Here is a 17,277-nt window from a genome sequence, read left to right as displayed (position 1 = left end):
TCGCAACGCTCCAAACGTTGCTTTCAGACCGGCCAGATGCGATTTCATGTCCCAAATACCGAGGTGAATAATCCAGGAGCAAACTATTTTCCACTGGCACGGCGTCATCCGCAAAGGTCGACCAGAGGAACGTGGGCGGATTTTGCGCAGAGACGTGTTTTTCCAACGAGACGGCCTCAAGCTGGTCCGGCGTCGGCTGATCCCCCAGCAGGTTGCGGAACGAGCCGCGGTGCGCGTGCGGGCCGCTGGTGATCACGGGATACGCCAGCATCAGGCCGTTCGGTTGCACGTCGGCCGGGGAAAATACGTGGTCGACGAGCGCCGGCGTGTGCCAAAAATCGGCCAGGCTCGCCGCCAAATGACCGCCCGCGGAAAAACCGGCCACGATGATTTTGTCGGGATCGATGGCCCATTCTGCGGCGCGGGTGCGGACCAGGCGCACGGCGGCGGCCAGCTCCAGAAGCGCGGTTGGAAACGGGCGGGCCGGGCCGACGCTGTAATGGAGGACAAAAGCCTGTTGCCCGCGGGCCAAAAGTGCGAGCGCCACGGGTTCCGCCTCGCGATCGGCGACGAAGCTGTAGGCGCCGCCGGGACAGATGATCACGGCGATGCGCTTGCGGTTGGGCTCGATGTTGGCGGATGCGTCGCGAATGTAGCCGTCAAGCACAGCATCGCTGGACAGCGGCGTGGTGAGCGTTTCGTGAATCAGTTGCATGCCTGTGACCTCCTGAGGTTAGGGCTGGTTTCAGTCGTCTAAGTCTCGCCACATCTCATCAGTTGTGCGATATGTCCTGAGGCGTTCTGACAGGTCTGCTTCCCGTAATGCCAGCCGTGTCTCAATTGGCAAAGTGGTTGGCGTGAATGGCAGCCCGCGATCCCGCACCATTTGGGTCAAGAATATGGTGATAGCTGTGTTCAGATCCATTCCCAGCTCGTTTACGACGGCCGTTGCCGCCTTTTTTAGTTCTGGATCGATGCGGACAGTGAGATGCGTCGCTTTTTTATCGTTTGCCATTGATCATCATTCCCCTTTCCATCTGAGCTCAGTCTATCGCTCTGATATGCTAACGTAAATAGGCCAGGCTGTCGGCATGCAAGCGCGTGCGTTGTTTCGCGCACGCCGCCATGTGCTTCGCTTCCCCGCTTCACTTTGCCTTCACGCTGCACTTCGCCTCCAACGCTGTGCTTCGCCCACAAGCCTCATTTTCGCACTACGCGTCACTCCGCCCCGACCTCCCGAAACTTCAGCGGGCTAGTCCCCGTTTCCGCCTTGAACACGCGGTAGAAGGTCTTCAGACTGCCAAATCCCGCGCGGAAGGCAACGAGGCTGATCGGCATGGTGGCGCTTCGCAGAAGGTATTTCGCCACGCCCAGCCGGTACCGCGTCAGATAAGTCATGAAGGTGAGGCCGGTCGTTTTGCGAAAGAAGGTGGCAAAATAGTGCGGTGAAAAGCCCACCGCAGCCGCCACCTCGGCCAGTGTGAACGGGTGGCTATAGTTGGCTTCCACAAAATTGGCCACCTTGAGCAGCGTGGTCAGCGCATCCCCGTCCGTCAGGGGCAGTGTGAGGTGCAGCGGGTCAGCGCTAGCGGGAACGTCGCGGGTCAGGCAATCAAAGATGCCGGCCACCGCAATGAGCTGCACGAACCGCCGATTTTCAGCTAAATGCTCCGCGTTGATCTGGAGCAACAACTGGCGAACGCGCTGGGCGGCCAGGGTCGGCCATTCCTCGCTGAACCAGCGGCGATGGCGCAGGGTCTCGGCCAGCGCATACGCGCCGTTGCCCGTTTCAAGCGCGGCGAGCATCGCGGGGTGCAGGCGGTACTGGAGCCATTTGGCGTGATGCTTGTTCACCAGCGAATGCGGCAAAGCGGACGGAATAATGAAAAAACTGCCGCTGGCCAGCCGGTATCGGCGCGCGGGCAACCCCAGTTCCACGGCGCCCTCACGGATGTAAAGAATCTCGATGTCGGTGTGCCAATGCGGCGCGATCGAGGCGTCTTTGCCTTCACTGACGGTCAGGGGGTAGTCCAGCTGCATGCCGGTGGATTCGATTCGCACGGTCACGGTGAGGCCTCCTTTTTTGCGATTCGGTCAGGCGCGGGCGGGCCCCTGATTTAATTCGAGGCGAGTCGCACCCTTTTCCGCCACGTTTGACGCGATCTGTTCGCCCGGTTCGCCCGTTTCATCCGCTTCAGCCAGCGCCGTCGCCACCACCTCATATTGCTGAGTCGCAGCCCGATACACGAGGTGATGCACCGTGCCGCCGCAGTCGATGGTGAGCGTCTGATACGGTTTGTCATAGCCGGCATGCAGGAGCCGCACCGACACGCGGGCGCCATCCGCCTTGACCAGATAGGTGTTGAACGCGCCGCTTTGGTAGGCATGGTCCACGCCGTTGTCCTGATAATGGAGGTATTGGCCGCGGTCGCCGAACACGCGAAATGATAACGCCTGCTCTGTTTCGACGTTCACAGATTGCGTGACCGGACGCCAGGGTAAAATCGTGTTGGCCTTCACAAATAATGGCAGGTGGTCCAGCGGCGCCGGCGTGATCAGATAGCGCCCGCCATGCAACCGGGCGCCGGTCCAAAAGTCGCACCACTCGCCCGCCGGCAGGTACACGAGCCGGTGAGTGGTGCCCGGCGTCAAAACTGGCGCCACGAGCAGGGACTCGCCGACCAAAAATTCATCGTTTAAGTTGCGAACTTCGGGGTCCTGTTGATAGTGCAGCACCAGCGGCCGCATCACGGGCAGACCTGTTTTTTCACCGGCCGCAAACAGGTCATACAGATAGTCCAGCAGCTGGTATCGCAGCTCCAGATAGCGGCGATAGATCGTCAGGCTCTCCTCGTCGAACTGCCAAGGTTCCTGCAAGCGCGATCCCATTTTCGAATGATTGCGCAGCAGCGGGCTGAAGATGCCGGCCTCAAGCCACCTGATCAGGAGTTCCTTCGTCGTGTCCGAGCCAAACCCGCCGATGTCGGTGCCGGCGAACGCGAAACCGGACAAGCCGAGGCTACAGAGCTGCGGGACCATCATCTGGAGGTAGACCCACAGACTGTGGTTGTCGCCGGTCCACACGGTGCTGTACTTTTGCGTGCCGGCAAACGCCGCGCGGGTGATCACAAACGGCCGCTTGCCGGTCTGCGCAAGCAACCCCTGATAGGTCGCGCGGGCCATGTGATGCGCATACAGATTGTGCATCTGCGCGTGGGTCGACGGCTGGTCCTCATCGAAAAACACGGTGTCGTCTGGAATCTCGCCGTGAAAAGACTGCGGCTCATTCATGTCGTTCCAGATGCCGGCGACCCCTAAGTCCGTCAGCAGCTTGTGCTTGTCCGCCCACCACTGGCGCACCGCGGCCCGGCCAAAGTCGGGATAAACCGTCTGCCCGGGCCAGACTTCATTGGCGTAAATGGCCCACTCGGCGTTTTGACAAAATAGTCCTGCGTGCACCCTTCGTCATAGACCGGGTAGCCAGGCTCTTCTTTGACCCCGGGATCGATGATGGGGATCAGCTTGATGCCTGTTTTGCCCAGGGCCGTCGCCAGGTCTTGCAGCGCCGGAAACCGCGCTTGATCGATGGTGAACACCCGGTACCCGGCCATGTAGTCGATATCCAGGTGAATGGCGTCACAAGGCAGGGCATGCGCGCGCATCTGCGTCGCGATCGCCGTGACCTGAGCCGCCGTTTGATAGCTCCAGCGCGATTGGTGATACCCCAGCGTCCATTTTTGCGGCAGCGGCGTGGTGCCTGTCAGATAGGTGTAGTTGGCGACCACCGCCGCCAAGCTCCGCCCGCCCAGCACATAGTAGTCGAGCACCCCACCCTGCGCCGAATACGTATAATAATCTGCGCTTTCCTTGCCCAGGTCGAGGTGGCTGGCGTAGGCGTTGTCGAAAAACAGGCCGAATGCGTGGCGCTCCGCCAGACCATAAAGAATCGGAACACTCTTATACAGCTTGGTAAAATTCTCCAGTTGCGGCCGCGAATTGCCGGTATTCCAGTTATCGTATTCGTAGCCATATTTATTGATAAAACCCGTTTTATCCCCGAGACCATAAAAACACTTGGCCGCGGGCATTTTTTTGATCAGCTCGACTGGGGCAGTCGCGTGGGTCGGGGCCGGGGCGGCTGTAGTGCTGGCGGCCGCGGCGGCTGGCGCGGTTGCGGCGTCGCGCCCGTCTTTGATGGCACCAGCTTCAGTTGTGGCGCCGCCCGTATCGCCGGCCGCGCGTCTGTCTGCGATCGCGCCGGCCGCCATTTCGTGGCCCTCTTTGGCGGCCAGCCGCGCCAGCGCCGCATCCACGTCGCGCACCAGTGGCACGCGGGGGCCGCGGTAGTCGAGCACCAGCGGCGTCCCGTCTGCGGCGTACACATCCACATGGCCGCGTGGCGTCACGCAGACAGTTAACTCGCTGGTCTTGAGCGCAAGGCCCCGCGCCACGGCCGCCACAGTGAAGGCGGTCGGCCGCATTTTATCCCCTTCAATGGCGGTCGAGCGGTGGTCCGGCTGATCGGCGCGCTGGATGCGAATGATCGCCTCCGTGATGACCGTCAGCCGCCAGTCTATTTTCCCCGTGAAGATGGTGACGGTCTGCCCGTCTGTGGTGTGGCGCATCGTCTCTGCCAAGTTCTTGTCCCCCTGTTCAGGTGTCGGCGAAGGCGTGCGCGGCTTTCAGCGCCTGCCTGTGCCGGCGAAACCCTGCCGCCGTCTTAACGGGACAAATGATACCATAGGCAATGCCATCTTCAACCAGCGGGACAATTAGAAAACTAATATCGATTGCTTAATACAAGAATATCGCCGGTCTGAAGCGGGATAAACAGGCCTCGATGCGATATGTAAAATAGTTATTTACAAGAAATACACGTATTATTTGAGACTCATTTCGGGTTTCGCGAGGGCAAGGCCGCCGCTTTTCGTTTTATAGTGAGCACAATACCCAAAAGGAGATGATCGCCCCTTTGCAGACGCTGGTCGTTGTGTTTTGCATCAGAAAAGGAGGCCGCCATGAGCGACAACCAACTGACCGCTCCACTTGCGCCATCCCGGCCGCGCCAGGTGACCCGCTGGCAGACCGTCAAGCTCCGGCTGAAAAAAAGCGCGCCGCTGTATGTCTTGCTGGCGCCGTCGTTGACGCTACTGGTCATTTTTTCCTACATTCCCATTTACGGGCTGGTGATCGCGTTTCAGGATTACGCGCCGGTGCTTGGCATCAGCGGCAGTGAGTGGGTCGGCTTTGAGAATTTCATTCAGTATTTCAGATCCTATCAGTTTTGGCTGACGATCAAGAACACCCTGGTCATCAGCGTGTACAGCCTGCTGGTGAACACGCCGCTGCCGGTGGCGCTGGCGATCTTGTGTAATCAGATCCGCCACGAGCGGTTTAAAAAAACGTTCCAGGTCATCACCTACCTGCCGCATTTTATCAGCACCATGGTCATGTGCGGGATGATTCTCTTGTTCCTCAACCCGGCGACAGGCTTGCTGGCACATTTTTCACAATTGGTCGGCTTGCATCTGCCGGATGTGATCGCCGATCCGAAGAATTTTGTCCATATCTACGTTTGGAGCAACGTTTGGCAGAACCTCGGCTGGCACAGCATCATCTACCTGGCCGCCTTGTCCGCGATCGACCCCGTCTACTATGAGGCCGCCAGCATCGATGGGGCGTCTGCGTGGCAAAAGATCTGGCATTTGGACCTGCCACTGATCATGCCGACCATCGTCATCTTGCTCATCATGAGCGTTGGGCGCTTGCTCAATGTCGGCTTTGAAAAGGTCCTGTTGCTCCAAAACCCATTGAATATGCCGGCCAGCGAGATCATCTCCACTTATGTTTACAAAGTCGGCCTCGGCAGCTCGCAATACAGCCTGTCCACCGCGATTGGCCTGTTCAACACCTTGATTAATGGCACCTTGTTGATCAGTGTCAATTGGTTCTCCAAGCGGCTGGCCAAGCTGAGTCTTTTTTAGGAGGTGTGCGTCTCAAATGGCAACCAAACCCGCAATGAAAGTCAAACTCTCCCGCGGCGACCGCGCGTTTCAAGTGGGCGTGTACCTTCTCGCCGGTGTGATGATCCTCACAATTTTGTACCCACTCTGGTTCATCCTGATCGCCTCGTTCAGTGACCCGCGCGATGTAGCCAATGGCGCCGTCCTATTTTGGCCCAAGGAATGGACACTGCGGGGGTACACCCTGCTGTTTCACCAGCGGACGATCTGGCACAGCTACCTCAACACGATTCTTTACACCGTGTTCGGCACGCTGTTTGCGCTGATCATCAACATCCCCCGCCGGCTACGTCCTGTCACGCAAGGACCTTTACGGGAAAAAATTGCTCGGCATCCTGTACGTCATTCCGATGTTCGTTAGCGGTGGCCTCATTCCAACGTACATGGTGATTCGCCATGTCGGCTTGATGAACAACCCGTTAGTCATGATCGTGCCATTTTCGGTGTCGTGTTACGACATCATCGTGGCCCGCACGTTTTTCAAGCAAAGCATTCCAGACAGTCTGTGGGAAGCGGCGCAGATCGATGGCGCCAGCACCTTCCGATTTTTTATCCGGATCGTCTTGCCGCTGTCAAAAGCGATCGTGGCGGTGATCGGCCTGTGGAAAGCGGTCGGCATCTGGAACTCGTGGTTCAACGCGTTGATCTACCTGCAGGACGAGGCCTACCAGCCGATTCAGCTCCTGCTGCGCCAGATCTTGATCACCAACCAACAAGCCTCAGCCGCCACGGTCGGCGCGCTGGGCGAAGAACTCAAGCAGCTGGCCGAAATGATGAAGTACTCGGCGATCGTGGTCTCGACGCTGCCGATCATGTTGGTCTACCCGTTCCTGCAAAAATATTTCAATAAAGGGGTGTTGATCGGCTCGGTCAAGGGCTGATCACACTGAAGGAGAGTATTGATGAAAAAGAAAACACTGATGGCCGGCGCGACTGGTGCGCTGGCGGCGTTGCTCATGCTCAGCGGCTGCGGCGGCACCAAAGACGCCAAAGCCAGCAGCGCTGATAAGGACAAATTTCACATCGTTTTGACCCGCCGCTCGGATTGGGGCAAAAAATTCGCTCAGGGCTTCATCAACGATTCCGCGAAGAAAAACGGCATCGACCTCGACTGGGAGATCATCTTGAACAGCGACTGGGGCACCAAGAAACCGGCCTACCTCTCGTCCGGCAAGCTGCCCGACGCGTTCATGGCGCACTCAACGTTGAACGACCAAGACGTCGTGCAAAACAAGGCCGTGATTCTCAAGCTCGACGACTATGTGAAGGACATGCCCAACCTCCAGCGCGCGTTTAAGGAAGACCCGTCGCTCAAGGCGCTGTGCACCTCGACGGATGGCCACATTTACTCCCTGCCCAGCAAGCTCGCGCCGCGCCCGAAGATCGGCAACCAACTGTTTATCAACAAGAAATGGCTGGACAAGCTGGGACTGAAAATGCCGGACACCTACGATGAATTTCTCGACGTGCTGCGCGCATTTCGCGACAAGGACCCCAACGGCAACGGGAAAAAGGATGAGATTCCTTACGGCGGCGGGGCGGCCAACGCCCGGGTCGAGCGGATCATGAACTTCGCCCTGCCATTTGGCGTCCTGTCCCCGTTTGTGCCTGCCAACGGGCCGCAAAACATCACGCTGGACGACGGCGTGCCGACCTTCCAGCCGACCACCGACCGCTTCAAAACGGCGATGATCGCGATGCACAAGGCGATGGCAGAAGGGCTGATCGACTCACGCTTTTTCACCGATGACGGCGCGACCTCGATGGCCAAAAAGCAGGCCAAGACCCCAATCGTCGGCGTGGCCGTGTGCTGGACCGCCGAGACCGAATTTGGCCAAAACGGCGATCAATACGTCGCCTTGCCGCCGCTGAAAGGCCCGGATGGCAACCGCTACATCAACTCCGACCCGACGCATTTGAGCTACAACCGCAACGAGCTGGTCGTGACCAAGAACGCCGCGAAAAAAGATGTCAAAAAACTCATGGCTTGGGCGGATTCTTTTTACACGGATGAAGCCAGCGTCCAGACGTTCTACGGCTCTTTTGGCATCGGCACCAAGAAATTGGCCAACGGTAACGTCCAGATTCTCGAACCCAAGACCGGCAACTCCTCTGGTTTTTCCTGGGAACACTCCCTCCGTGATGATGGCATGAAGTTCATGTCGCCGGCGTTTGAAAAGAAGCTCGTGTTCGACAAGAACAACACCGACTACAAGAAACTGGCGATCGACAAGCAGTTCAATAAGTATGCGCTGCCCGCCTACCCCAACCTGCAATACACCGCGCAGGAGCTGAAGCAAATGGCGCGCCTGCAAACGGATATCAACACCTACGTCTCACAATGCCGGGCGAAATGGATCATGAAGGGCGGCGTCGAGGCGGAATGGGCCGGGTTTAAGAAGCGACTGGATCAGATGGGGCTGAAAGATTATATGAAGATCCAGCAGACCGCCTATGATCGGTGGATCAAATCTAGTAAGTAAACAAAGTGGACCAGCTGGTGAACCTGGGCCCGACAGGTAAGCGTCTCGAACACCAGGTCCGCTCCTTGGACCAGGTGTTTGAGACCTTAGCTGTTCGGACCCGGCCAGGTGGACCACGACAAGTAGAAGTGGGCCACCTGGCGAACTTGGGCCCGACAGGTAAGCGTCTCGAACACCAGGCGCGGCCGGCCACAAACTGTGCGTAAAATGACCGCGCCGCCCCTGGTCACGGCGCCTGCCTCGTGTCATAGTATTGAAGGGAGATCAGCGAAACTTATGAAGCACCCAGTCCTCGCCCCCACCGGCCGGCTGACCCGGTTTTTCGAGCACATTTTCCTGATGATCTGGCTGAACGTTTTGATCCTCGTTGCCAGCCTGCCACTGGTGACCCTGGGACCGGCGATGCTGGCGGCGATCATGACAGTCGAAAGCTGTTTGCGGGAGCCGCGCACCGCGATCACCAGAACGTTCCGCCACCATTTTCGCCAAAACCTCGGGCTGGGCATCGGCCTTGAAGTGGTCGGCGTTGCGCTTCTCGGCGACCTGCTGGTGAGCGGCATCACGCTGCTTCGCCTGCCGCAACCCTGGCGCGTCCTGTTGCTGGGCGCGTTGGGGCTGCCGACGCTGATTCTGGTCAGCCTACTCATTGCCGCGGTGGTCTATCATTGCCGTTACACCGGCGGCTGGCGGCTGATCCTCTATCACGCGCGGCTGATCTTCGCGCATCACTGGCTGGCTTGCCTGACCTTGGTCGCCGTGAACGCGTGGCCACTTGGGCTGATCATCGCCGGCGGTAGCGCAGGGCTGCTCAGCGTTGTATATCTTTTCACCTTCATCGGTTTCGGCCTGACCGCCTGGCTCAATGGCCGCCTGTTTTGGCACATCCACACGCGCCTGGAGACCCCAGCTGCGCCCTATTTTTCCAAAGAGGAGTGATAACATGTTCAAGATTCAACCATCCGTGGCCGACACGACAAGCTTTCAGATTCACGGTCACCGCGGCTATCCGGCCCGTTTTCCGGAAAATAGTCTGCGGGGGTTCCTCTATGCCGCGCTGCATCATGTCGATGTGATCGAGACCGATGTCCAGCGCACGCAAGACGGCCACCTGGTCATCATCCACGACGAAAAAATCGACCGCGTCACCAGCGGCGAAGGCGAGGTCTGCGACATGACCCTGCGCCAGTTGCGCCACTGGCATATGGCAGACGGCGAGGTGGTGCCGACGCTGGACGAGCTGATCGCGCTGGCGCGACAGTTTCCGGTGCGGCTGAATATTGAGTTCAAGACTGGCAAGCACCGCTACCCGGGCATCGAGGCCGAGGTCCACGACAAGATCAAGGCGGCCGGCCTCGCCCCCACCACGATGTATTGCTCATTCAATCTCGATAGCCTGAAAATCATGCGCGACATCGCCCCAGAACAGTCGCTGGCATTTCTCACATCTGGCCGCACCAGCGCCGAGGTGACGGCGGCCCTGCCGGTGGTCGATGTGCTGCATCTGGAGCATTACCTACCGGATGTGGCGATGCCCCAGCGGCTGTGGACCATCGACGAGCCGATGCAGATGCTCGACGCCGCCAGCAAGGACCATGTGGTAGGGTTGATCACCAACCGGTTTGAGTTGGCCGAAGAGGTGCTGAGCGGGCGGGTTTAGGGGCTGAGCAGTCTCTCTGTTTAGCGGAAACCGAAAATACCTGACACCTAGGAATTCCATCCCTATCGCAAAGAGCCCGCCGAGTTTTCGCTCGGTGGGCTCTTTGGTTGGGGGGATAAATATATTATGAAGTTATATAAGCAGGGAGATTTTCAGCTGGCCGACCGGGGGTTAGTCAGTCAGCTTTTCGCCAAGCGACCCGCGGTGAAGCACCTTTGTCTTCAGGAACTGATCTGCTGGCGTCTCGTCAGTCTCGATCATCTTCAAAACAGTCTCTGCGGCCATTTCGCCCCAGCGATGTTTGGAGTAGTCGATCGAAGTGAGTTTAGGGTCCAAATAAGTATCGATATAGTCATTATCAAAGCCAACGATCTTGATGTCTTGACCGACCACGCGACCGCGCGCGTTGAACCCGTCATACAGCCCGATCGCGAGCTCATCGTTCAGGGCGAAGACGCCGATATTGGTATCACCTGTATTGCAGATGACCTCCGCGGCTTTGCGCCCGCCTTCGATGGTGAAATCTCCCGGGATGACCAAGATCGATTTGCCGGAGATCTTCTCCACTTCCTGGATGGCGGCCTGCGCACGGGCTTGTGAATCCCACGAATCGGAAGGCCCGGTGACCATCACGAAATGGTCCACGTTCGCGGCGGCAAGCGCATCGATTGCCTGTCTGGCACCGGCTGCGTTGTTGACGATGACTCGTGCAACGTTTGGGTGCGTGATATCACGATCCATGACGACCAGTTTGTTGCCCGCGTCTGCGTATTCGCGAATTAGGTCAGTCGGAAACGAGACATCTAAGATGATCGCGCCATCCACAAATCGTTGCGGCACAAACGCGCGCGAGCGACTACCACCAGAGCCAACGATCAACTCATAGTGATGGGCGCGCAGCGTGTTGGCAACGCCATCGATCACGTGACTATAAAAATCACCACCGAAGCCATTGACGTAAAGGCCGATCATGTTGGTCTTTTGTTTCTTCAGCATCCGCCCAGCAAGACTTGGGGTGTAGTTCAACTCTGCCGCGATAGCTTTGATGCGTTCCCGGGTCTCCGAAGTGACTTTTGCGTTGTCGTTCAGCGCATATGAGACTGTCGAGATCGAAACGCCTGCCCGTTCGGCGATTTCTCTAATTCCAACCAAAGCGCGTTACCTCCACTTGATATTGATTAAGCATGACGATACACAAAACAGCAACGCGTCTCGTGTTCATTCAATTTCTTATTATTAATGAGGGACAGCCCCACTCATTCAGCCGCCAACTCCGCGCAAAGCGGGAAATGGTCAGACGCATAGCGGCCGTCAAACGAGTCGGTCAACACCCCAGTTTTTAGAGTCTTTAACCCTTTGACGTAGATATAATCGATATTCTCAAGATCGCGCCAGGGCATGGTGTAGGTGAAATTCTGGAATGTCCCCGTCGGCCCATAGTGTTGAATGTCTGGCAACGTTTTGACGTTCACAAATGCGGCTTCCGTCAAAAGCGTGTGAACGGCTTCCTCAGGCTCTGCATTGTAATCACCCAAGATCACTGTCGGGTACGCCGCGATCTGCGATGCCAACTGCTTCAAAATGACCTTCATCCCGTTCGTGCGCGCCTCTTCCGAGATATTATCCAGATGGACCGAGATGACCAAGGTCTCAACGCAAGTCGCACGATCCTGCAAAATGGCCCAGACACAGACACGCGGATACGCGGCCCCCGGATAAATGCTCGGTTGCGCCGGCGTCTGGGATAACCAGAAGGCGCCGTTATCAATCAAATTATAATTGTTTTCCTTAAAGAGTAAACCGATTCCTTCGCCTGTGCCGTCCCCATCCCGCTCCTGACTGAGCAAGTGATACTCGGGAAGGCCTTCCGTCAGGTCTTTGACTTGGGTCGGCCGAATCTCTTCAACGGCCAGGACATCCCAATTATGAAACTTGATCAGATCAAGCACGTACTGGGCACGATATGGCCATTGCCATTCTTTATCATAATCCGTATCGACACGAAGATTATAGGTTGCGATTCTCATCAGCTAATTTCTCCTTATTATTTTCACACACGTTGCGCAAGGGTTGCGGCCTTATCAACTTCCCAGCGGATCCTCGCAATACCGCCGCCTTCGTGTGCGTGCCCCGTGTACACTTTCAATTCCTTGGGGGATTGGATCTGATCAAAAGTGGGGAGGTAATCCGCCATCGGACACGTCGTATCTTGATCGCCGCAAGAGGCAAAAACTGGGGCCTTGATCTGCGCGGCAAAGAATTGTGTGTCGTAAAACCGCATGGTACGTTCGACCGCCGCCCGTTTTTCCGGATACACAGCCAGATACTCACCAATCACGCCATACGAGCCGGCTCGGGCATCGATGCGCGCCATGAGGTTGGACTGGCTCGGCACATCGCTAAAGATAGCGGTCAAGTCATATGGCGACAGTGCCCCGATCATCGTGGCCAATCCCCCGCCTTGGCTGCCGCCGCGCAGAAAGAGTGGTTGACCAGACGAGGCCACGAGGTCATGCGCAATTTTCAGCTCCAGAAGGTGGTCCGCAATGACGCGCTTCATATAGAAATCGTCGGGGTCTGTGAAGCCTTGACCCATCGGCATTTTTCCATAGGTCATGGCATAGGGAGACGTGTCCAAAGTCTTGCCACCTTGGCCGCGATTATCGATCACCAACACCGAAAACCCAATCGAAGGCCAGTGGTAAAACTGCATCGGATCTTCCAGATGATTCATGTACCCAAGATAATCGATCACTAGGGGGGAGGTGTGATCGCGTTGGGGCTGAATCAGATAGCCATGCACGCGTTCGCCATAGAGGCTCGTGAACGCGACATCAGCGACATTGACCGTCGTGGCGGCCACCTTGGAGGGAACGATTGAAAGCTTGATATCACTGGCATAGAGCTCATCGATGAGGCCCTGCCAAAAGACGCCTGCTTCATTCATCAAAAACGCCAACTTTCCTGACAAAGTAGATCTGAAGGTAACATGCCACAAAGAAACCGAGACACAGGGCCAGATATAGATTGACCTTGCCAATCAGCGATAACACCACGACTGGAATCAGCAGGATCACGATGCTGTATACAATATGCTGAAAGAACAGAATCAGCGCGTTGTTGAATGCCTGGCGAACGCTGTCTTGACTGAGTGCAAAGTCATATGCAAAGGTTCCAAGAAGTAGCGCCACGCTGGCCACGAAAAAGATCATCACGGCGGCGGCCCATTGTCCGAGCGCGCCAACCAGCAGCGTTAACCCGATCGCCAAGCCTGCCCCGACCAGTAGGATGCCAAAAAGTAGCCAGCCGCGGACAAGGTTCTTCTTCATAATTTTAAAATACGTGGTGAGCACATGATCTTCTTCGCCAGCCATCACGCGCTTGGTGATCTGGTACAACGCGATGATGGCAGGCCCTAAGAGAACCACCGTCAAGCCGGACAACACGAACACTAAATTGATAATGAAGGCATTGGCGGCAAGCGTCATCAACCGGTAGTAAAGCCCATCGACCCTAAATATCTCTTTCATAACAAGCAAAGAAAGAGCTACAGTTTCCGCAGCTCTTTCTTCTTTCACATCCTTTAGTTTAGCTTCTTGCGGTTAGAGGCCATATTCTTTGTCAGCGTCTTTTCAACGTTGGAATAGTTATTCTTCTTCAAGAAGTCCTTGTAATTGCTGAGGGTGCTGTCAAAGCTTGCGTCACTGTTGGCGCGGATCAGGGAAATAACGGTACTATTCATCTTCGTTTGAACCTGATCATAGACACGTGCTTCAGCAGTCCCGGCTTGCGGCTTGATGTTTTCGATCACGAAATGCGGGTACAGCTTGCCAACGCCCCACTTCTGCATCTGGGTCAAAGCGGAAGTCGTCGGTGCCTTCAAAGCGTTCATTCGGTCGTTGTTGAAGTAGAGGAAGCGGCTGATGCCGTACTTCTTGTTGTACAGGTCGTTATCGGTTTGTTCGAGTTTGTTGACTTCTGGCAGGTATTCGATCTTGCCATCAGAGTTGTACTTGAAGGTTACGCCTTCGATGCCGTACTTGGTCAGGATCTGGCCTGGGCGATCAACAAGATAGGTGAAGAGTTCCATGACTTTGGCTGGATCCTTGGCGTCTTTGGTGATGTAGTTGATCAGCCAGCCTGAGATCCCTGTCTGGTTCAATGTCGCTTTGCGGCCAGATGTGCTGGACGGGCCATCCACGGCGATGTAACGCGTCTTGGAGTTCTTCATGAATTCAGTGAAGTTCCCGCCTTGGCCACTAGTGCCGGACACAAACATGGTCGCGTATTGACCGGTCTTGACCTTTTGATCGAAGGTCGCACCATCATCGGTAAAGCTGTCATCGCTGATATCCTTGTTGCGATAAACGGTGTTCAAGGTCTTGAGCCATTGGATATATTCTGAATCCAGGCTCCGGTCGTAATAGGCGCCATCATCTGTTTCAAGCGGGACACCGAGGAAGTCTTGCAGCTTGTCGGTGAAGCCGCCCGCCGTCGTGCCAACTGGGGTGAAGCCAAATGGCGTGAGCTTCGGATACTTGGCGGCGATCTCTTTCATCGCCTTTTCAAAGTTCCCCGGCTTGGTGAAGTCCGGCTTGCCGAGGGCGTCATAGACATCTTCACGGATGACGAAATTATCATTCACCGGAATGGTGCCGCTCTCGTAGTCTTTCTTCGTGTTGGAATAGTTTGGATACCCATACGTCTTGTTGTCAGACAGCGTGAACCACTTCATGGTGTCTTTGTTGGCAACTTTCAGGAAATACGGATCATATTTCTTTGCCAGGTCGTTGAGGGAGTACGCCCAGCTGTTCGCCTTCGTTGCCGCCTGACTTGTCTTATCCATCAAGGTCACGATGTCTGGCATGTCACCACCTGAGATCAAGGCATTCAGCTTCGAGTCGTCACCAGTGACGAACTTGATGTTGATGTTCAGATCCTTCTTGATCTTCGCTGTGGTCGCATCTTCACCAAACGGGAGAGTCGTCCAATCAGAATTGATGTACCAAGTGATCGTGGTCATCTTTTTCTTCTTGTCGAGCTTCCACGCCGGCGTTTTTGCACTCGGAGTGTAACGATCTTTGATCGAAAAATTCGAGTTGCCTGCATCCTCTTTGTTGCCGCAGCTGGCCAACGCCAACGCCGCTACGGCAACCATCGCGCCTAGAAAAGCCTTCTTCATCTTTATATCCTTCTTTCTTCCCTTTTTCCCCTTATTCCTTAACGGCACCTTCCATCATCCCCGCGATGAAATGCTTTTGAAGCAACGGATAGATGATGAGAATTGGGACCGTGGTGATCACAATTGTTGCAAGCTGCACGCCGCGCGTTGTCGCCTTAAACACCACGTCAGTCGAGCCGCTTTGAGTCATATTGCTGAGATTAGAGTTGACGATGATCTCATAGATCTTCATCTGAAGCGGGTAAAGATATTGTTTGGTGATGTAGAGCTTGGTCGTCATGAAGTCATTCCACTGGCCGACTCCGTTGAACAAAACGATGGTTGCCAGGGCCGGTTTTGTCAGTGGCAGGTAGATCGAGGTAAAGATCCGCCATTCGCCGGCGCCATCGATCTTCGCCGATTCCTCAAGCGAGTCAGGAATCTCCCGGAAGAAGTTCATCAAGATGACACAGTCGTAATAGCTGAACAGGGCCGGAATAATGTAGACCCAGAACGTGTCCAGCAACCCCAAGGACTTGATCAGCAAGTAGGTCGGGATCATGCCACCGCCGAAGTACATCGTGATGACACCCATCGAGGTATAAAGCCGGCGTCCGATCAACCGGGACTTGCTCAGCCCATAGGCCACGATCGCGCAGAACAAAGTATGCGTGCCGGCGCCGATCACCGTCTTGAGGACCGAGATTCCAAAGGCCTTGGGGATACTGCTATCGGAAAAGACTTTCGTGTAGTTTTCCAATGTGAAGCCCTGTGGCCATAACATTAAGCCGCCGCTGGCCAATCCTGCGTTTGATGAAACGGAGGAAACGAGGATATTCCAGATCGGCACAATGATGATCAGCGAAAACAGCGTCAGGACAATGGTATTGACTAGGTTGAACCAAAATCCTTCTTTTCGAGTCTTCTTACTATGGATCGCAATTTTCATCCGACTCGCCTCCTAGACAATGACCGAATGGCCGTCGTTCAACTTGCGCGTGATGCGATCAGTGATGATCAGCAAAATGACGGAGACGACCGAGATACCTAACCCAACAGCTGTCGCATACGAGAAGTCCCCTTGAGTCAACCCCATCCGATAAACAAAGGAATTGATCACATCCGCGTAATCCTGGTTCTGTGAGTTCATCAGGACCAAGGTCTGGTCAAGGTTCGACCCAAGCAGCCCGCTGACCGTCAAGATCAAGTTGAGTGAGATGATCGGGCCAAGTAGCGGCAGGGTGATCGTTCTGACCTGTGTCACCTTCGAGGCCCCGTCAATGCGGGCGGCTTCATAAAGCGTCGGGTCGATGCGCGACATCCCGGCAAGATACAAGATGGTGCCCCACCCGACTTCCTTCCAAAGATCTGACAAAACAGCGATCCACCAGTACTGGTTGCCGGCCAGCAAGTGGTTGGTCCCCTTGTCGATGATTCCCAGCGCCATGAGGATCTGGTTGAAGAATCCGTTCGTCGAGAGCCATGAGATCAACATCCCGCCCAGGACGATCCATGAGAAGAAATGAGGAATGTAGGAGATCGTCTGCACGATCTTCTTGAACCGCATATTCTTGAGCTCAAAGATCATCACTGACAGCACGATGGGAATGACAAATCCAATGGCAAGTTTCAAGAAACTGATGGCGAGCGTGTTGCGGACAGATTGCCAGAAGAACTGATCTGAGACGATCGTCTTGAAGTTCTCCATCCCGACCCAAGGTGCGCTGCTCATCGTGTCAACAATCGTATAGTGCTTGAAAGCAGTAATGATCCCGTAGATCGGGATGAAATTGAAGATCACCATGAAGATGACCCCCGGCCACACCATTAACTGAAGCTGTCCTTGCTTAATAAATCGCTTGAATATACTCATATTGATCACTCATCTGCTGCGCTCATTACAGGCCGCTCCCCTCTGAGTATCCTCGAGATTTTTGGTGAAACGTTTCTCCA

15 protein-coding genes and 2 pseudogenes are annotated in these 17,277 nt (G+C 55.7%); 5 read left to right on the top strand and 12 right to left on the bottom strand.

Features of this window, described 5'->3' with window-relative positions; translation table 11 throughout:
• From JUE67_RS08705 to JUE67_RS08690, 5 genes and pseudogenes are all read right to left on the bottom strand, one after another.
• Nucleotides 1-715, bottom strand: a 715-nt coding sequence (locus tag JUE67_RS08705; protein WP_203637123.1) for an alpha/beta hydrolase, incomplete at its 3' end; no start/stop codon positions are given.
• Nucleotides 716-745: 30 nt separating this feature from the next.
• Nucleotides 746-1,015, bottom strand: coding sequence for a type II toxin-antitoxin system RelB/DinJ family antitoxin (locus JUE67_RS08700; protein ID WP_203626187.1), 270 nt, complete (start codon nucleotides 1,013-1,015; stop codon nucleotides 746-748).
• Nucleotides 1,016-1,218: 203 nt separating this feature from the next.
• Nucleotides 1,219-2,067, bottom strand: a complete 849-nt coding sequence (locus JUE67_RS08695) for a helix-turn-helix transcriptional regulator (protein ID WP_203626186.1) — start codon at nucleotides 2,065-2,067, stop codon at nucleotides 1,219-1,221.
• 27 nt (nucleotides 2,068-2,094) lie between these two features.
• Nucleotides 2,095-2,748 carry a DUF5110 domain-containing protein gene (locus JUE67_RS12905; RefSeq protein WP_373300885.1) on the bottom strand — a complete coding sequence of 218 codons (654 nt, stop codon included), beginning with the start codon at nucleotides 2,746-2,748 and terminating at the stop codon, nucleotides 2,095-2,097.
• Nucleotides 2,749-2,841: 93 nt separating this feature from the next.
• Nucleotides 2,842-4,625 (bottom strand): annotated as a pseudogene (locus JUE67_RS08690) (TIM-barrel domain-containing protein); the annotation flags it as partial.
• A 393-nt stretch (nucleotides 4,626-5,018) separates the two neighbouring features.
• Here JUE67_RS08690 and JUE67_RS08680 point away from each other — a divergent pair.
• From JUE67_RS08680 to JUE67_RS08660, 5 genes and pseudogenes are all read left to right on the top strand, one after another.
• On the top strand, nucleotides 5,019-5,984 hold the full coding sequence (locus JUE67_RS08680; RefSeq protein ID WP_203637122.1) for an ABC transporter permease: 966 nt from the start codon (nucleotides 5,019-5,021) through the stop codon (nucleotides 5,982-5,984).
• Between the two features lie 34 nt (nucleotides 5,985-6,018).
• Nucleotides 6,019-6,904 (top strand): annotated as a pseudogene (locus tag JUE67_RS08675) (carbohydrate ABC transporter permease).
• 21 nt (nucleotides 6,905-6,925) lie between these two features.
• Nucleotides 6,926-8,506 (top strand): type 2 periplasmic-binding domain-containing protein, encoded by a 1,581-nt coding sequence (locus JUE67_RS08670; protein WP_203626184.1) that lies wholly within the window; start codon nucleotides 6,926-6,928, stop codon nucleotides 8,504-8,506.
• Between the two features lie 276 nt (nucleotides 8,507-8,782).
• Nucleotides 8,783-9,442, top strand: a complete 660-nt coding sequence (locus tag JUE67_RS08665) for a YesL family protein (RefSeq protein WP_203626183.1) — start codon at nucleotides 8,783-8,785, stop codon at nucleotides 9,440-9,442.
• A 4-nt stretch (nucleotides 9,443-9,446) separates the two neighbouring features.
• Entirely contained in the window at nucleotides 9,447-10,163 is a 717-nt protein-coding gene (locus JUE67_RS08660; protein WP_203626182.1) for a glycerophosphodiester phosphodiesterase, read from the top strand.
• A 171-nt stretch (nucleotides 10,164-10,334) separates the two neighbouring features.
• On the opposite strand, the gene JUE67_RS08655 is transcribed toward JUE67_RS08660, so the two are convergent.
• From JUE67_RS08655 to JUE67_RS08625, 7 genes are all read right to left on the bottom strand, one after another.
• Entirely contained in the window at nucleotides 10,335-11,315 is a 981-nt protein-coding gene (locus JUE67_RS08655; protein ID WP_203626181.1) for a LacI family DNA-binding transcriptional regulator, read from the bottom strand.
• Between the two features lie 104 nt (nucleotides 11,316-11,419).
• Nucleotides 11,420-12,190: an endonuclease/exonuclease/phosphatase family protein gene (locus JUE67_RS08650; protein WP_203626180.1), complete on the bottom strand. Its 771-nt coding sequence runs from the start codon at nucleotides 12,188-12,190 to the stop codon at nucleotides 11,420-11,422.
• Between the two features lie 23 nt (nucleotides 12,191-12,213).
• Nucleotides 12,214-13,110: an acetylxylan esterase gene (locus JUE67_RS08645; RefSeq protein ID WP_203626179.1), complete on the bottom strand. Its 897-nt coding sequence runs from the start codon at nucleotides 13,108-13,110 to the stop codon at nucleotides 12,214-12,216.
• Nucleotides 13,103-13,741, bottom strand: a complete 639-nt coding sequence (locus JUE67_RS08640; protein WP_203626178.1) for a DUF624 domain-containing protein — start codon at nucleotides 13,739-13,741, stop codon at nucleotides 13,103-13,105. The genes JUE67_RS08645 and JUE67_RS08640 overlap by 8 nt, the downstream gene beginning before the upstream one ends.
• Before the next feature lie 5 nt (nucleotides 13,742-13,746).
• Complete coding sequence (locus tag JUE67_RS08635; RefSeq protein WP_203626177.1) at nucleotides 13,747-15,345, bottom strand: type 2 periplasmic-binding domain-containing protein; 1,599 nt, start codon at nucleotides 15,343-15,345, stop codon at nucleotides 13,747-13,749.
• Nucleotides 15,346-15,376: 31 nt separating this feature from the next.
• Nucleotides 15,377-16,273 (bottom strand): carbohydrate ABC transporter permease, encoded by an 897-nt coding sequence (locus tag JUE67_RS08630; protein WP_125697412.1) that lies wholly within the window; start codon nucleotides 16,271-16,273, stop codon nucleotides 15,377-15,379.
• A 12-nt stretch (nucleotides 16,274-16,285) separates the two neighbouring features.
• Nucleotides 16,286-17,197, bottom strand: coding sequence for an ABC transporter permease (locus tag JUE67_RS08625; protein WP_125697414.1), 912 nt, complete (start codon nucleotides 17,195-17,197; stop codon nucleotides 16,286-16,288).
• Nucleotides 17,198-17,277: the final 80 nt, after the last annotated feature.

Origin of the sequence: Lacticaseibacillus mingshuiensis, assembly GCF_016861785.1 — a bacterium.
Lineage (GTDB): Bacteria > Bacillota > Bacilli > Lactobacillales > Lactobacillaceae > Lacticaseibacillus > Lacticaseibacillus mingshuiensis.
This window is presented reverse-complemented; position numbering and strand designations above follow the sequence as displayed.